Genomic DNA, 14,763 nt, shown 5'->3' on the forward strand with positions numbered 1-14,763 from the left:
TACATCATGGCAAAACTGGCCGCATTTGATATGGACGGCACCCTGCTGATGCCGGACCATCGTCTCGGCGAGCAAACGCTCACCGCGCTGAAACGGCTGCGGGAACGTAATATCACCCTGACGTTCGCTACCGGTCGCCATGTGCTGGAGATGCACCATGTGATTGGCGAATTTTCCCTGGACGCATTTCTGATCACTGGCAACGGGACGCGCATCCATTCGCTGGAAGGGGAGGAGCTTTATCGCCAGGATCTCGCTCCTGAGGCGGCGGAAGCGGTGCTGTACAGCAAATGGGATACTCAGGCCAGCATGCATGTGTTTAACGATGGCGGCTGGTTTACCGGTCAGGCAAGACCTGAGCTGCTGAAAGCGCATGCCTTTAGCGGCTTTCACTATCAACTGTGCGATCCGAAACGCATGCCGGCACATCATGTCACCAAGATCTGTTTCTGCGGCGATCATGACGATCTCCGCCGCCTGCGGATCCAACTGATTGAGACGCTGGGCGATCGCGCCTTTCTCTGTTTCTCGGCAATGGACTGTCTGGAAGTGCTGCCGGTTGGGTGTAATAAAGGTGCGGCGCTGGCGGTGCTCAGCCAGCACTTAGGCTTAACCCTGCAGGAGTGCATGGCGTTTGGCGATGCGATGAACGACCGCGAGATGCTGGGCAGCGTTGGGCGGGGATTTATCATGGGCAACGCGATGCCGCAGCTGAAAGCCGAGCTGCCGCATCTTCCGGTTATCGGTGACTGCCGACATCAGGCGGTCTCCCACTTTTTAACGCATTGGCTGGATAATCCTGATCTTCCTTATTCCCCCGAATAGAGAGACCCTTCCGGCAAGCCAGATAGTTTTCTATCTGGCTTTTTTTATGACCTGCCGACCAGTCTGGCGATCTCCGCCTGCCAGGGCGCGATATCGCCGATATTGGCGGCCACCCACTGCGGGTTGTAATAGGTTTCCAGGTAGCGCTCGCCGCTGTCGCACAACAGCGTGACGATGGAACCCGTTCGCCCTTCATCGCGCATCCGCGCGGCCAGCTGCAATACGCCCCACATATTGGTGCCGGTAGAAGCGCCGACCTTGCGCCCAAGCTGTGTTTCCAGCCACAGGGCGGTGGCCACGCTCGCCGCATCCGGCACGCGCAGCATCTCGTCGACGACGTCGGGAATAAATGACGGTTCGACGCGTGGGCGACCGATGCCTTCAATTTTGCTGCCGACCGGGCTGCGCAGGCTGGCATCACGGGTCTGCCAGTACTCGAGGAAGACCGAATTCTGCGGGTCAACGACCATCAACTGCGTCTCATGGCCCTGGCTGCGGATATAGCGGCCAATGGTTGCCGAGGTGCCGCCGGTGCCGGCGCTCATGACGATCCATGATGGCTGCGGGTGCGGTTCATGGCTCATCTGACGGAAAATACTGTCGGCGATATTATTGTTACCGCGCCAGTCGGTGGCCCGCTCGGCAAAGGTGAATTGATCCATATAATGGCCGTTCAGCTCGCGGGCCAGCATTTCGGAAGCGTCGTAGATTTCGCAGGCGCTCTGCACAAAATGGCAGCGTCCGCCGTAAAACTCGATCTGTTCGATTTTACGTTTGGCGGTGCAGGAAGGCATCACGGCGATAAACGGCAGCCCCAGCAGGCGGGCGAAGTAGGCCTCCGAAACGGCGGTTGAGCCCGAGGAGGATTCAATAATCGGCGTACCTTCTTTGATCCAGCCGTTGCACAGGCCATAGAGAAACAGCGACCGTGCCAGGCGATGCTTAAGGCTGCCGGTAGGGTGGGTACTTTCATCTTTCAGATACAGCTGGATGCCTGGAAACGCAGGCAGCGCCAGACGGATCAGATGCGTGTCAGCGGAGCGCTGATAGTCGGCGTTGATTTCGCTAATGGCATGTTTAACCCAGGCGCTATTCATCGTGATTTCCTGTTTGTCATTTTGTGCCTAGCTTAGCGGAAAGTCCGGGAAAAATTGTTGCTATTTAGCCTTTGGATTACCATTATGGGAGCAAAATTTTCTCTTCGGATGCCCTATGCTAGATAAAATTGACCGTAAGCTGCTGGCGCTGCTGCAGGAAGATTGCACCCTCTCTTTGCAGGCGCTGGCCGATGCCGTTAATCTGACCACCACGCCCTGCTGGAAACGCCTGAAACGACTCGAAGATGAAGGTATTTTGCGCGGGCGTGTCGCCTTACTGGATGCGGAAAAGGTGGGGCTGGGCCTGACGGCGTTTGTCCTGATCAAGACCCAGCATCACAGCAGCGACTGGTATTGCCATTTTGTGAGCGAAGTGACGCAGATGGCGGAAGTGCTCGGCTTCTGGCGGATGGCGGGGGAGTATGACTACCTGCTACGGGTACAGGTGGCTGATATGAAACGTTATGACGATTTTTATAAACGTTTAGTGAACAGCGTGCCGGGGCTGTCGGATGTCACTTCGAGTTTTGCCATGGAACAGATAAAATATACCACCGCCTTGCCTGTCGAATAACGGTATTGCGCCGTAACCCATTACAAATCAGGATTTTACTGCTTGCGATTATTTGCTCAACTCAGCTGGTACTTCCGCCGGGAGTGGCGCCGCTATCTTGGCGCGATTGCCCTGCTGGCCATTATTGCCGTCCTGCAGCTTATTCCGCCGAAGGTGGTGGGCATTGTGGTGGACGGCGTGACGCAACAACATTACACCGCCGAGAAGGTGTGGATGTGGATCGGCGCGCTGGTGCTGGTCGCGGTAATGGTCTACCTGCTGCGCTATGTCTGGCGCGTGCTGCTGTTCGGCGCCTCTTACCAGCTGGCGGTCGAACTGCGGGAAGATTTTTACCGGCAACTGAGCCGCCAGCATCCGGCATTCTATTTGCGCCATCGCACTGGCGATCTGATCGCCCGCGCCACCAACGATGTTGACCGGGTGGTATTTGCCGCCGGTGAAGGGGTGTTAACCCTGGTGGATTCGATGGTGATGGGCTGTGCGGTATTGATTGTGATGTCGACGCAGATTAGCTGGCAGCTCACCCTGCTGGCGCTGTTGCCGATGCCGCTGATGGCGCTGGCGATCAAACGCAACGGCGATGCGCTTCACGAACGTTTTCGCATGGCCCAGGCGGCCTTTTCCAGCCTCAACGATCGCACACAGGAGAGCCTGACCAGCATCCGTATGATTAAGGCTTTTGGGCTGGAGGATCGCCAGTCGGCGCAGTTTGCCGCCGATGCCGCCGATACCGGCGCGAAAAATATGCGCGTGGCGCGCATTGACGCGCGTTTCGACCCCACCATCTATATCGCCATCGGGGCCGCTAACCTGCTGGCTATCGGCGGCGGCAGCTGGATGGTGATCCACGGCAGCCTGACGCTGGGCCAGCTGACCAGCTTTGTAATGTATCTTGGCCTGATGATTTGGCCGATGCTGGCGCTGGCGTGGATGTTTAACATTGTTGAGCGCGGTAGCGCGGCCTATGGTCGTATCCGCACGATGCTCGAAGAGGCGCCAGCGGTGGACGACGGTACTGAAGCCGTGCCGGCAGGCCGCGGTGTCCTGCAGGTTGCCATCCGCAATTTCAGCTATCCGCAGGCGAGTAAACCTTCGCTGGAGCAGGTTAATTTTACCCTCCAGCCGGGGCAAATGTTGGGTATCTGCGGGCCGACAGGCGCCGGTAAAAGTACCATTCTGGCGCTGCTGCAACGTCATTTTGACGTCACCAGCGGCGAGATCCGCTTTCACGATCTGCCGCTGCCGCGTCTGCAGCTCGACAGCTGGCGCGCCCGGCTGGCGGTGGTCAATCAGACGCCATTTTTATTCTCCGACACCGTCGCCAATAATATCGCGCTGGGCAAACCGGATGCGACACCAGCGCAGATTGAACGCGTGGCACGGCTGGCCAGCGTGCATGACGACATTCTGCGCCTGCCCCAGGGGTACGATACCGAAGTGGGCGAGCGCGGCGTGATGCTCTCCGGCGGCCAGAAACAGCGCATCTCGATTGCCCGCGCTCTGCTGATGGAGGCCGAAATTTTGATCCTGGATGATGCTTTGTCGGCGGTGGATGGCCGTACGGAGCACCAGATCCTGCACAACCTGCGCCAGTGGGGGGAGGGGCGGACGGTGATTATCAGCGCCCACCGGCTGTCGGCGCTGACCGAGGCCAGCGAAATTCTGGTACTGCAGCACGGACATATTGCCCAGCGTGGCCGCCATGAGGCGCTGGCCGTGCAGCCAGGCTGGTACCGCGACATGTATCGTTATCAGCAGCTGGAAGCCGCGCTCGACGAGGTTCCGCAGGCGCAAGAGGAGGCCCTGGATGCGTAGCTTTACCGAACTCTGGCCGACGCTTAAACGCCTGCTGGCCTATGGTTCACCGTGGCGTAAGCCGCTGGCCATCGCGGTGGGGATGATGTGGATCGCGGCGGCGGCGGAAGTGAGCGGTCCGCTGCTCATCAGCTATTTCATCGATAATATGGTGGCGAAACATACGCTGCCGCTGAAGCTGGTGGCAGGCCTGGCGGTAGCCTATATCGGCCTGCAGCTGCTGGCGGCGTTACTGCACTATAACCAGTCGTTACTGTTTAACCGCGCCGCGGTCGGCGTCGTCCAGCAGTTGCGCAGCGACGTGATGGATGCCGCCCTGCATCAGCCGCTCAGCGAGTTTGATACCCAGCCGGTTGGGCAGCTTATCTCACGGGTGACCAACGATACCGAAGTCATTCGTGACCTGTACGTGACGGTGGTGGCAACCGTGCTGCGCAGCGCCGCGCTGATCGGCGCGATGCTGGTGGCAATGTTCAGCCTCGACTGGCGAATGGCGCTGGTGGCGATCGCGATTTTCCCGGCGGTACTGATCGTGATGATTATCTATCAGCGCTATAGCACGCCGATTGTGCGCCGGGTGCGCGCCTGGCTTGCTGATATCAACGATGGTTTCAACGAAGTGATCAACGGCATGGGGGTCATCCAGCAGTTCCGCCAGCAGGCGCGCTTTGGTGAGCGGATGCGCGAGGCCAGCTACGCCCACTACCTGGCGCGAATGCAGACGCTGCGCCTCGACGGTTTCCTGCTGCGCCCGCTGCTGAGCCTTTTTTCTTCGCTGGTGCTGTGCGGGCTGCTGATGCTGTTTGGCTTTAGCGCGGTGGGCACGATCGAGGTCGGTGTCCTGTACGCGTTTATCAGCTATCTCGGACGCCTCAATGAGCCACTCATTGAGCTGACCACCCAGCAGTCGATGCTGCAGCAGGCGGTGGTCGCCGGCGAACGCGTTTTTGAGCTGATGGATCGCCCGCGCCAGGCGTGGGGCTCGGATGACGCGCCGCTGCGCAGCGGTCGGGTGGAAATTGACCATCTCTCTTTTGCCTACCGGGGTGATCGACTGGTCCTGCAGGATATCAGCCTGGACATTCCCTCGCGCAGCTTCGTGGCGCTGGTCGGGCATACCGGCAGCGGGAAGAGTACCCTCGCGAGTCTGATGATGGGCTATTACCCGTTAACCCACGGGGAGATCCGCATCGATGGCCGGCCGCTCGCTTCCCTCAGCCACAGCGCGTTGCGTCGGGGCATCGCGATGGTGCAACAGGATCCGGTGGTGCTGGCGGATACCTTCTATGCCAACGTCGCGCTGGGTCGGGACATCAGTGAGACGCAGGTCTGGGAAGCGCTGGAGGCGGTGCAACTGGCGGAGGTGGCGCGCAGCATGAGCGATGGCCTGTACACCCAGTTGGGCGAGCAGGGCAATAACCTCTCCGTCGGGCAGAAGCAGCTGCTGGCGCTGGCGCGCGTACTGGTGGAGACTCCGCAGGTGTTGATTCTGGATGAGGCGACGGCCAACATCGACTCCGGCACCGAGCAGGCGATTCAACTGGCGCTGGCGAAAGTCCGTCAGCATACCACCCTGGTGGTCATCGCCCATCGGCTGTCAACCATCGTTGAGGCCGATACCATCCTGGTTCTGCATCGCGGACAGGCTGTCGAGCGAGGTAATCATCAGCAGCTGCTGGCGGCGAAAGGGCGATACTGGCAGATGTATCAGCTGCAGCTGGCTGGCGAAGAGCTGGCGGCCAGCGCCAGAGAAGAATCGCTCAGCGCCTGATGCACCACCAGCAGGCAGCGAAGAAAGCGTGGCCTGCCGTGGTGCAAAAACGTTACATCAAATGCACTGTTGTGGTGCATTTTTGCGCTGCAAACGCGTTTCAGCAGGCAATTGTCTGACCTGTACCCTGTTTTTTGCCATCAAAGGGCCGCTCTGCGGCCTTTTTTCATTTCTGGCATAGCCCTTGCTTTATATCCATCGTGTTAGCTGCGGCCATTACCGAATACTGACTGGAGGGGACTTATGAAGCTGGTTACCGTGGTAATCAAACCATTCAAACTGGAAGACGTGCGTGAAGCCTTGTCTTCCATCGGCATTCAGGGCCTGACGGTCACTGAAGTCAAGGGCTTTGGCCGTCAGAAAGGTCATGCGGAGCTCTACCGCGGCGCCGAGTATAGCGTCAACTTTCTGCCAAAAGTGAAGATTGATGTGGCGATTGCCGACGATCAGCTGGATGAAGTCATCGATGTGATCAGCAAAGCGGCTTACACCGGAAAAATTGGCGACGGCAAAATTTTCGTCGCTGAATTGCAGCGCGTCATTCGCATCCGTACCGGCGAAGCTGACGAAGCGGCACTGTAATTTCCAGACCACACAGTGATGGGGAACGAAACAATGAAAATGGCAACAATGAAATCGGGTCTGGGGGCATTGGCCCTTCTTCCGGGACTGGCAATGGCCGCGCCCGCAGTGGCGGACAAAGCCGATAACGCGTTTATGATGATTTGCACCGCGTTGGTTCTGTTTATGACTATCCCGGGGATCGCGCTGTTTTACGGCGGCCTGATCCGCGGCAAAAACGTTCTTTCCATGCTGACCCAGGTGATTGTGACCTTTGGCCTGGTCTGTGTACTGTGGGTGATTTATGGCTATACCCTGGCCTTCGGCACCGGCGGCAGCTTCTTCGGTAGCTTTGACTGGGTGATGCTGAAAAATATTGAACTGAAAGCGCTGATGGGCACCTTCTATCAGTACATCCACGTGGCCTTCCAGGGATCGTTCGCCTGTATCACCGTCGGGCTGATCGTGGGGGCGCTGGCTGAACGTATTCGTTTCTCCGCCGTGCTGATTTTTGTGGTGGTGTGGATGACGCTCTCTTATGTTCCGATTGCGCACATGGTCTGGGGCGGCGGTCTGCTGGCGACCCACGGCGCACTGGACTTCGCGGGCGGTACCGTTGTACACATCAACGCCGCCGTCGCCGGGCTGGTGGGTGCGTACATGATGGGCAAACGTGTGGGCTTCGGCAAAGAAGCGTTCAAACCGCATAATCTGCCGATGGTGTTCACCGGCACTGCCATCCTCTACGTGGGCTGGTTCGGCTTCAACGCCGGCTCTGCCAGCGCAGCGAACGAAATTGCCGCACTGGCTTTCGTCAACACCGTCGTCGCCACAGCGGCAGCCATCCTGGCCTGGACCTTTGGCGAATGGGCCCTGCGCGGTAAGCCTTCTCTGCTGGGCGCCTGCTCCGGTGCAATTGCCGGTCTGGTTGGCGTCACCCCGGCGTGCGGGTATATCGGTGTCGGTGGGGCGTTGATTGTGGGTATCGCATCTGGTCTGGCGGGTATTTGGGGCGTAACAGCGCTGAAACGCTGGCTGCGGGTTGATGACCCTTGCGACGTCTTCGGCGTCCACGGCGTCTGCGGCATCGTCGGCTGTATCCTGACCGGTATCTTCGCGGCCACCTCTCTGGGCGGCGTGGGTTATGCAGAAGGCGTCACCATGGGCCATCAGCTGCTGGTGCAACTCGAAAGTATCGCCATCACCATCGTCTGGTCGGGCGTCGTGGCTTACATTGGCTACAAAGTGGCTGACATGACCGTAGGGCTGCGCGTACCGGAAGAGCAGGAGCGCGAAGGGCTGGACGTCAACAGCCATGGCGAAAACGCCTACAACGCCTGATAGAAAACCCTTCTCCCTGTAGCAAAAAGCCTCCCGTCCGGGAGGCTTTTTTTATGCGTTGCGGTTGCGCATCACCCCTTCCTGGACCGTTGAAGCTACCAGCGTTCCATCCTGAGTGTAGAACTCGCCGCGGACGAAGCCACGGGCGCTGGAGGCCGAGGTGCTTTCGACACTGTACAGCAGCCATTCATTGATATTAAACGGCCGGTGGAACCACATTGAGTGGTCGATGGTGGCGACCTGCATGCCTGGCTCAAGGAAGCCGACGCCGTGCGGCTGCAGTGCGACTGGCAGGAAATTAAAGTCCGAGGCATAGCCCAGCAGATACTGATGAATACGTAGATCGTCGGGAACGGCGCCGTTGGCGCGCAGCCACACCTGGCGCACCGGTTCGGCGATATGGCCTTTCATCGGGTTATGAAATTCAACCGGGCGGATCTCCAGCGGTTTATCACAGAGGAATTTATCTTTCACCTGCGGCGGCAGAAGGTGTGCCAGCTTGCGGGCGATATCGGTTTCCGAGTGCAGGCCGTCAGGAGAGGGGGCGGGAGGCATCGCTTTCTGATGCTCATAGCCGTGCTCTGGTGCCTGGAAGGAGGCGGTCATATAGAAGATCGGCTTCCCGTTCTGAATGGCGGCCACTCGCCGGGCGCTAAAGCTGTTGCCATCGCGCAGCACTTCCACATCGTAGACGATCGGTTTCTGGCTGTCGCCGGGGCGCAGAAAATAGCTGTGAAATGAATGCACCAGACGTTCAACGGGCACGGTCTCTTTTGCCGCATACAGCGCCTGGCCCACCACCTGGCCGCCAAAAACCTGGCGCAATCCCAGGTCTTCGCTCTGTCCGCGGAATAACCCTTCCTCAATTTTTTCCAGATCTAATAATGCCAGCAGGTTAGAGAGTGCCTGACTCATACTTATCCTCAATTAATGATGGCGGCGCAGCGCGTTGCTGTGCGCGTGATGTGGCAAAGTATAACCTGGAATCGCAAGTGGTCCGATGGGTGTAATAATCTGAATAACGAGCGGTCAACAGGAACAAATCTGAGATCTGTGCCACACTTATTGACGACACGAAAGTTCCTGCCGGCGAAGCGGCGGAACATCCTCCTGGGTATTAAGGGATGATAAGGAGAACATCATGAAATTTGCCTATATGTTTAGTGCCTTAGCCGTCGCCACGACGCTAACCGCCTGTGCTAATCACCACTCTGCCAGTTCTTCGACTCAGGCTGCCGCGCCCGACCCTTACGGCATCGCGACGCTGAGTGTGGCACAGCAGCAGCCGAGCGTTACGGGGACGATTAATATCCGCCAGAGAATCGCTTTACCGCCGGATGCGGTACTGACGGTGACCCTGTCGGATGCTTCTCTGGCAGATGCGCCAGCCCGCGTATTGTCGCAAAAAGCGGTGCGTACCGAAGGCAAGCAGGCGCCATTTAACTTTGCACTGCCTTATAACCCGGCAGACATTCAGCCGAACGCCCGTATTCTGCTGAGTGCCGCGATCGCGGTGAATGGCCAGTTGATGTTCATTACCGATACCGTGCAGACGGTGATAAACCAGGGGGGGACGCATGCCGACCTGACGCTGGTTCCGGTCACGCAGACCGCCGTTCCCGTTGCGCAATAAGCTCGCCGAGCCCCCTGACGGGGGCTTTTTTTTACCTTCAGTAAACCCAGCGATAATGCTGAAGATCGATATGGCCGCTGCCGGAGACCTGAACCCCTTCGGCCAGCAACGCCTGACGCTGCCGCTGAAGATCGGGCCCGGTGAGGGAGATATCGCCATGGCGATTGACCACCCGATGCCAGGGCAGGGTGGACCCTTCCGGCAGGCGCTTCAGTACGCCGCCTACCTGGCGCGCGGCGCGCGGTGAACCGGCCAGGCGGGCGATATCGCCGTAGGTGGCGACATAGCCTTCCGGTATCGACGCCACGATGTGCCAGACGCGTTGGGGGAATGTGTCGTGCGGATCCATGTTCAGCCCTGTTAACCGGAAAACGCCAGCATAAGCGCTGAGCCGCAGGCTGTACAGCCTGCCTCGGTTCAGGCGGATTGTTCGATGGTGAAAGTCAGGGCCAGGCCGAGGATCTGCATGCCATGGACATTGTCAGACGGTGAACTGGCGATGAGGCTCTCAAGAAATTTCAAACGCTGCGAGGTGGCGTTAATGATTAGCTTCGCGCGCAGGCCCGGCATGGTCAGCGACGAAATGGGATAAACCACCCGACCGCTGATGTAGACGGGCAGCTTGCGCAGTTCCACCTGGCGCAGCACGCCGACGGTGGAATAGAGCAGCGCCAGCGGTGTGACCGCTCGCACTGGTGCCTGACTGATGGTCACGAAGTCGAGCATTTTTTCCGGGCGCAGATAGTTCACGCCATGAAAGGCGATGGTCATCCCTTCAATAGCGGGTAAAGGCAGAGTGATGGTCTGTGGTGATGAGTCAGTCATTCGATTACCGTCGAGACAAGGTGCTGATGATAAAAGGGGACGCAAGGTGGCTAAGTATGGTGGATAACCCGCCTGTGTGCTGAGCGCGCGCTCGCAATCTTACCGGTTGACCGTGAGTTGCTGGTTTTATTGGCGTATTGTGCAATAAACCGGCAGGTGAGCGGGGCGAGCTTGCAATTCACCAGGTCAGCAGGGATAATGCGCCAGCGCGTTAGGTAACTAGCGCTCTCAATGGGGGCTCTGTTGGTTCTCCCGCAACGCTACTCTGTTTACCAGGTCAGGTCCGGAAGGAAGCAGCCAGAGCAGACGACGTGTGTGCCGGGATGTAGCTGGCAGGGCCCCCACCCATTTCGCCCTTCTGATATCTCCCTTATATTTGTCCGGTCTTTACTTCTGCTATAATTAATTTCTGATACAGGTCACATATTATTTTTGGTTGTTAAAACACCCCATTCTTATTCCATAATATTCACTTGTCATAAATATGAAATGCTACTGAAATATTAATGTCATTTGTATGTCATAAATAAAGGGCATCTTACTGATGGGAATTTGTTGCCAGAGCCATGCTATAAAATATATCTCTGGATCAGCATGTTAACTTCGTGTATTAATTATGATGATTTTATTGCACGGGAAGCGTAGCTATGACCACAGTGGTTTTGAATGTAAAAATTGACGCCGAGTTAAAAGAGAAGCTGCGTCATTATGCGGAAGTGAATAACGAGAACCTGGGTACAGCAACGGAAAAGCTGCTGCAGCTGGCTTTTCAGCTGGAGGAGTCAGCAGGTGAGGCGGGGGTGACGGAAGAGGACATTGACAGCCAGCATACCGAAGAGGAAGCGACCCCATTAACCCCTAAAGAAATCAAAGCATTAAGAAAACTTCTGAAGAAGAAAAAATGAAACAACAATTCTCTACGGCCAGCAACTATAGCGAAGCTTGCGATATGTTGCGCTCAGGATACGTAAAACACGTGCGCCTGAACTGGAATATCGGTAGTGATGAGTTTTTTCGCATTGCCTCCGACTGGTGTGACACCGGCGCAAAAATAAAAAAAGATGAAGATGGCTTTATTATTTCCCTGAAAGGGTTTCCTATTCCGCGCCAGCATTAATGAAATTGCCTTTTTTCTGTCACCGGGTTGCCATAACCAGAGGGCAGGATAGGCAGGCAATTTTATAAAAACATCTCATATACCTCATGGATGATGGTCATTTGACGGGCTGAAGCCAGCCCGTCGATATTTTCTTATATTATTTTCCGCAAACGCGTATTTTCCTTCTGCTCTGCAAGGCTTTGCCACAGCGGTTGTAGCGTGGAGAAGGCCTGGCGCAATGCTTCGTCTGGCAGTGTAAATGGCAGACGCAAATAGCGATCAAATGCTCCCTCAAGACCAAAACGTGTACCGGTGCCGATATGGATCCCCTGACTTTCCGCGCGCGCAGAGAACAGCGTGGCCAGCATGTCAGGAAGTTCCACCCAAAAAGAGAGGCCGCCTTCCGGCGGTGAAAATCGCCAGCGGGGAAAATATTCCGCCATTAGCGTTTCGCACATGTCCCGGCGCGCCTTCAGCATTTCCCGCCGCGGCGGCAGCAGCGTGGCGGCATTGGCCAGCAGCCAGCTGCAGGCCAGTTGCTCCAGCAACGGCGTACCTAAATCCAGGGAATCGCGTGCCTGAATAAGGGAGGCGATGGTTCGCGAACTGGCGCGGATCCAGCCGATGCGTAGTCCTCCCCAGAAACTTTTCCCGGCTGAACCAATGGTGATCACCGCGGCATCGGGATTAAAGCAGGCCAGCGGCGGGGGCGGTGGCGCGTTATACCAGAGATCAACCATGGTCTCGTCGATCACCAGCGTCGTCCGCGTCCTGGCGGCGATGTCAGCGACCCGTTGGCGGGTGGGAGCATCCATACAGCGCCCGGTGGGATTGTGAAAATCCGGCATCAGCCACGCCAGACGCGGCGCGGTCTGCGCAATAGTCGCTGCGAGTCCATCACAGTCCCATCCCTGCTGCGGAAGCGCAACGCCGACCGGGCGGCAGGAGGCACCCTGAATGGCGCTAATCGCCATCGGATAGGTGGGGGCGTCAATGACCACCCGGTCACCCGGGCCGGTAAACAGGCGCAGGATCAATGCGAAGGCGCTAAGGGCGCCGTTGACCACCATCACCTCATCGGGTCGCGTCGGCAGGCCGCGTTCGCTGTAGCGCCGGGCAATGGCCTCCCGTAGCACCGGCAATCCATGCTGATCGTAGCCAGTTTGCGTCAGGTAGGGGGGTAGCAGCGTCATGGCATGCTGGAAGGCCTGATGGACTTCCGGTCCGGCGCTGAGGGCGGCGGTAGAGAGATTCAGCGTGGAGGGGATGCCTGAGGGCGGCGGCAGGTCGGCGGGGCGCTCTGGCAAGACAATGCGCGAACCGCTTCCCTGACGGCTGTAGAGAAAACCTTCCTCCCGCAGCTGACCGAGCGCGCTGGCGATGGTCGTCCGGCTGACGTTCAGTGCCGTCGCCAGCTCGCGCTCGCCGGGCAGGCGCGTTTGCAGCGTCAGTCGACCATCGAGGATCAGCAGGCGGAGCGCTTCCGCCAGCTGACGCCATAGCGGCGTGCGTGAAGTGGACTCCTGCCAGTTGCCGAGCAGGCGTACCAGCGATTGCGTTCCAAAGCGTCGGGTTGACATAGCGATCCACTTTTCCAAAACTGGCCATTAATTATCAGTCCATTTTTGCTGATGATGAGGGCATTCGCAATGATGTAGAGGAAAAAATATGCTTCGTCGCCTGCTGCAGTTATATATTGGTCTGGTGCTTTATGGGGTATCCACGGCGCTCTTCGTGCATGCCAATCTTGGCGCCGATCCGTGGGATGTTTTCCATCTCGGGGTGGCTAAACAGCTGGGTATCAGTTTCGGTACGGTGATTATCCTGACCGGCGCGGCGGTGCTGCTGCTGTGGATCCCGATCCGGCAAATGCCGGGGCTCGGCACGGTGAGCAACGTCATCGTGCTGGGGCTGGCGGCGGATGCCACGCTGGCCGTCCTGCCGCCGCTGGAGTCGCTGGTGGCCCGCAGTGTGCTGCTGGTGGGGGCGATTGTGCTGAATGCTATCGCCACCGGGATGTATATCGGCGCGGGCTTTGGCCCCGGGCCGCGCGATGGCCTGATGACTGGTCTGCACGCTCGTACCGGCTGGTCATTACGCGGTATCCGTACGGCTATTGAGCTCACCGTGCTGGTGATTGGCTGGCTGCTGGGCGGTAAGTTTGGCGTCGGCACCGTGATTTACGCGCTGTCGATTGGGCCGCTGATCCAGCTGTGCCTGCCGTGGTTTCGCCAGCCCGTCAGCCGCAAAGCGGTCAGCACTCCGCAGGAGATAGTTTCCTGAATTAACGACTCGCCCTCTGCGTCGTGAAGAGGGCGAGCCGCCGCTTACAGGCCGCTCAGGCCGTGAAGCATCATGTAGATCCCCACCACGATAATCAGTAAACCTGAGAACCAGGGCGCCTTGCGCGAGACATCGTTAAGCCAGGGCCAGCGGCGGGTGGCCTGTTTAAGACTCAACGCGGCGATGGCTCCGGAAGCCACCAGCGTCAGCGCCAGACCAACGCTAAAACCCAGCACCAGCGTGGCGCCAAGGGAGAATTTCTTCAGCTGTAAACAAATAAGCAGCACGGTAATGGACGCCGGGCAGGGGATCAGCCCGCCGGTCAGGCCAAACAGCACGATCTGCCCGGTTGTCACCTGGCGACCATCAAAGCGCCGGTTGATCTCCAGCGCATGAGCTCGCTGGTGCGCGTCCTGCCACTCCGCCACCACCAGCGGCGCAGCGGATGAGGGCGTATGGTGATGGTCATGGTGGTGCTCATGTTCGTGGTGATGCTCATGTTCATGGTGGTGATCATGATGCGTGTGGGGCTGCGATTCTCGCCAGGTGCGCCAGAGCATCCAGCAGGCAATCAGTACAATCGCTATCCCCGAGAACAGTTGAAACCAGGGCTCTGACGTCTGCGCGTTCCAGCCGCGGCCAAACCACAGGCCGGCCATGGCGATCAGCCAGACCACCGCCGTATGCGAAACCGTCGCCGCCAGCCCCAGCAGTACCGCCTGCTTTAAGGTTCCCCGCACCGCCACGATAAAGGCGGCCATCATTGTTTTTGAGTGCCCGGGTTCAAGGCCATGCAGCGCGCCGAGCAGTATTGCGCTGGGTATAAACAGCCAGGCATTGCCCTGCTGCAGAAGGGAAGTGAAATCGTTCATATCGGGATCCTTGCCAAAAGTGCGTTCATCCTACTCCCCCCCAGTAGTGAAATACTACCCCCCAGTA

Annotated in this window: 16 protein-coding genes and 1 other RNA gene; 11 read left to right on the plus strand and 6 right to left on the minus strand. The window is 58.1% G+C overall.

Going from position 1 to position 14,763, the window contains the following annotated elements; genetic code table 11:
• The first annotated feature begins 6 nt into the window (after window positions 1-6).
• Window positions 7-825 carry an HMP-PP phosphatase gene (cof, locus tag CWM54_RS14655; RefSeq protein ID WP_100697574.1) on the plus strand — a complete coding sequence of 273 codons (819 nt, stop codon included), beginning with the start codon at window positions 7-9 and terminating at the stop codon, window positions 823-825.
• Window positions 826-869: 44 nt separating this feature from the next.
• Here cof and CWM54_RS14660 read toward each other — a convergent pair whose 3' ends face one another.
• Window positions 870-1,922: a PLP-dependent cysteine synthase family protein gene (locus CWM54_RS14660; RefSeq protein WP_100697576.1), complete on the minus strand. Its 1,053-nt coding sequence runs from the start codon at window positions 1,920-1,922 to the stop codon at window positions 870-872.
• Window positions 1,923-2,037: 115 nt separating this feature from the next.
• Between CWM54_RS14660 and CWM54_RS14665 the strand changes: the two genes are divergently transcribed.
• From CWM54_RS14665 to amtB, 5 genes are all read left to right on the plus strand, one after another.
• Window positions 2,038-2,496 carry an Lrp/AsnC family transcriptional regulator gene (locus tag CWM54_RS14665; RefSeq protein ID WP_004204786.1) on the plus strand — a complete coding sequence of 153 codons (459 nt, stop codon included), beginning with the start codon at window positions 2,038-2,040 and terminating at the stop codon, window positions 2,494-2,496.
• A 42-nt stretch (window positions 2,497-2,538) separates the two neighbouring features.
• On the plus strand, window positions 2,539-4,311 hold the full coding sequence (locus CWM54_RS14670; protein ID WP_100697578.1) for a SmdA family multidrug ABC transporter permease/ATP-binding protein: 1,773 nt from the start codon (window positions 2,539-2,541) through the stop codon (window positions 4,309-4,311).
• Window positions 4,304-6,082 carry a SmdB family multidrug efflux ABC transporter permease/ATP-binding protein gene (locus tag CWM54_RS14675; RefSeq protein WP_061155543.1) on the plus strand — a complete coding sequence of 593 codons (1,779 nt, stop codon included), beginning with the start codon at window positions 4,304-4,306 and terminating at the stop codon, window positions 6,080-6,082. Before CWM54_RS14670 ends, CWM54_RS14675 begins: the two co-directional genes overlap by 8 nt.
• Before the next feature lie 243 nt (window positions 6,083-6,325).
• Complete coding sequence (gene glnK, locus CWM54_RS14680) at window positions 6,326-6,664, plus strand: P-II family nitrogen regulator (RefSeq protein ID WP_002891893.1); 339 nt, start codon at window positions 6,326-6,328, stop codon at window positions 6,662-6,664.
• A 33-nt stretch (window positions 6,665-6,697) separates the two neighbouring features.
• Window positions 6,698-7,984 (plus strand): ammonium transporter AmtB, encoded by a 1,287-nt coding sequence (gene amtB / locus CWM54_RS14685; protein ID WP_061155542.1) that lies wholly within the window; start codon window positions 6,698-6,700, stop codon window positions 7,982-7,984.
• A 51-nt stretch (window positions 7,985-8,035) separates the two neighbouring features.
• Here the strand turns inward: amtB and tesB are convergent, their stop codons facing one another.
• The gene (gene tesB, locus CWM54_RS14690; protein WP_008805414.1) at window positions 8,036-8,899 is read right to left on the minus strand and encodes an acyl-CoA thioesterase II; all 864 of its coding nucleotides are present in this window, start codon (window positions 8,897-8,899) and stop codon (window positions 8,036-8,038) included.
• Window positions 8,900-9,125: 226 nt separating this feature from the next.
• Here tesB and CWM54_RS14695 point away from each other — a divergent pair, with 226 nt between their 5' ends.
• A complete protein-coding gene (locus CWM54_RS14695) occupies window positions 9,126-9,617 on the plus strand; it encodes a YbaY family lipoprotein (RefSeq protein ID WP_100697580.1) in 492 nt (163 codons plus the stop codon).
• A 37-nt stretch (window positions 9,618-9,654) separates the two neighbouring features.
• Here CWM54_RS14695 and CWM54_RS14700 read toward each other — a convergent pair whose 3' ends face one another.
• On the minus strand, window positions 9,655-9,966 hold the full coding sequence (locus CWM54_RS14700) for an MGMT family protein (RefSeq protein ID WP_061155540.1): 312 nt from the start codon (window positions 9,964-9,966) through the stop codon (window positions 9,655-9,657).
• A gap of 68 nt (window positions 9,967-10,034) precedes the next feature.
• On the minus strand, window positions 10,035-10,442 hold the full coding sequence (locus CWM54_RS14705; RefSeq protein WP_100697582.1) for a dTDP-glucose pyrophosphorylase: 408 nt from the start codon (window positions 10,440-10,442) through the stop codon (window positions 10,035-10,037).
• Window positions 10,443-10,683: 241 nt separating this feature from the next.
• On the opposite strand from CWM54_RS14705, the gene ffs reads away from it, so the two are divergent.
• From ffs to CWM54_RS14720, 3 genes are all read left to right on the plus strand, one after another.
• Window positions 10,684-10,780: signal recognition particle sRNA small type (ffs, locus tag CWM54_RS14710), an RNA gene on the plus strand.
• Between the two features lie 309 nt (window positions 10,781-11,089).
• The gene (locus CWM54_RS14715) at window positions 11,090-11,347 is read left to right on the plus strand and encodes a hypothetical protein (RefSeq protein WP_002891977.1); all 258 of its coding nucleotides are present in this window, start codon (window positions 11,090-11,092) and stop codon (window positions 11,345-11,347) included.
• The gene (locus CWM54_RS14720; RefSeq protein ID WP_004142688.1) at window positions 11,344-11,559 is read left to right on the plus strand and encodes a hypothetical protein; all 216 of its coding nucleotides are present in this window, start codon (window positions 11,344-11,346) and stop codon (window positions 11,557-11,559) included. Before CWM54_RS14715 ends, CWM54_RS14720 begins: the two co-directional genes overlap by 4 nt.
• Window positions 11,560-11,693: 134 nt before the next feature.
• On the opposite strand, the gene CWM54_RS14725 is transcribed toward CWM54_RS14720, so the two are convergent.
• Window positions 11,694-13,121 carry a PLP-dependent aminotransferase family protein gene (locus CWM54_RS14725; protein WP_061155538.1) on the minus strand — a complete coding sequence of 476 codons (1,428 nt, stop codon included), beginning with the start codon at window positions 13,119-13,121 and terminating at the stop codon, window positions 11,694-11,696.
• An 88-nt stretch (window positions 13,122-13,209) separates the two neighbouring features.
• Between CWM54_RS14725 and CWM54_RS14730 the strand changes: the two genes are divergently transcribed.
• Window positions 13,210-13,824, plus strand: coding sequence for a YczE/YyaS/YitT family protein (locus CWM54_RS14730; protein ID WP_008805419.1), 615 nt, complete (start codon window positions 13,210-13,212; stop codon window positions 13,822-13,824).
• A gap of 44 nt (window positions 13,825-13,868) precedes the next feature.
• Here the strand turns inward: CWM54_RS14730 and CWM54_RS14735 are convergent, their stop codons facing one another.
• Window positions 13,869-14,696, minus strand: a complete 828-nt coding sequence (locus CWM54_RS14735; RefSeq protein WP_100697584.1) for a nickel/cobalt efflux protein RcnA — start codon at window positions 14,694-14,696, stop codon at window positions 13,869-13,871.
• Between the last annotated feature and the right edge of the window lie 67 nt (window positions 14,697-14,763).

Origin of the sequence: Klebsiella sp. D-Nf1, from assembly GCF_002810515.1 — a bacterium.
GTDB classification, from domain to species: domain Bacteria; phylum Pseudomonadota; class Gammaproteobacteria; order Enterobacterales; family Enterobacteriaceae; genus Klebsiella; species Klebsiella variicola.

Excerpts from the sequence above, each read along its gene's own strand:
- cof (WP_100697574.1), top strand. The coding sequence starts at position 7 with ATGGCAAAACTGGCCGCATTTGATATGGACGGCACCCTGCTGATGCCG.
- CWM54_RS14660 (WP_100697576.1), bottom strand. The coding sequence starts at position 1,922 with ATGAATAGCGCCTGGGTTAAACATGCCATTAGCGAAATCAACGCCGAC.
- CWM54_RS14665 (WP_004204786.1), top strand. The coding sequence starts at position 2,038 with ATGCTAGATAAAATTGACCGTAAGCTGCTGGCGCTGCTGCAGGAAGAT.
- CWM54_RS14675 (WP_061155543.1), top strand. The coding sequence starts at position 4,304 with ATGCGTAGCTTTACCGAACTCTGGCCGACGCTTAAACGCCTGCTGGCC.
- glnK (WP_002891893.1), top strand. The coding sequence starts at position 6,326 with ATGAAGCTGGTTACCGTGGTAATCAAACCATTCAAACTGGAAGACGTG.
- amtB (WP_061155542.1), top strand. The coding sequence starts at position 6,698 with ATGAAAATGGCAACAATGAAATCGGGTCTGGGGGCATTGGCCCTTCTT.
- tesB (WP_008805414.1), bottom strand. The coding sequence starts at position 8,899 with ATGAGTCAGGCACTCTCTAACCTGCTGGCATTATTAGATCTGGAAAAA.
- CWM54_RS14695 (WP_100697580.1), top strand. The coding sequence starts at position 9,126 with ATGAAATTTGCCTATATGTTTAGTGCCTTAGCCGTCGCCACGACGCTA.
- CWM54_RS14700 (WP_061155540.1), bottom strand. The coding sequence starts at position 9,966 with ATGGATCCGCACGACACATTCCCCCAACGCGTCTGGCACATCGTGGCG.
- CWM54_RS14705 (WP_100697582.1), bottom strand. The coding sequence starts at position 10,442 with ATGACTGACTCATCACCACAGACCATCACTCTGCCTTTACCCGCTATT.
- CWM54_RS14715 (WP_002891977.1), top strand. The coding sequence starts at position 11,090 with ATGACCACAGTGGTTTTGAATGTAAAAATTGACGCCGAGTTAAAAGAG.
- CWM54_RS14720 (WP_004142688.1), top strand. The coding sequence starts at position 11,344 with ATGAAACAACAATTCTCTACGGCCAGCAACTATAGCGAAGCTTGCGAT.
- CWM54_RS14725 (WP_061155538.1), bottom strand. The coding sequence starts at position 13,121 with ATGTCAACCCGACGCTTTGGAACGCAATCGCTGGTACGCCTGCTCGGC.
- CWM54_RS14730 (WP_008805419.1), top strand. The coding sequence starts at position 13,210 with ATGCTTCGTCGCCTGCTGCAGTTATATATTGGTCTGGTGCTTTATGGG.
- CWM54_RS14735 (WP_100697584.1), bottom strand. The coding sequence starts at position 14,696 with ATGAACGATTTCACTTCCCTTCTGCAGCAGGGCAATGCCTGGCTGTTT.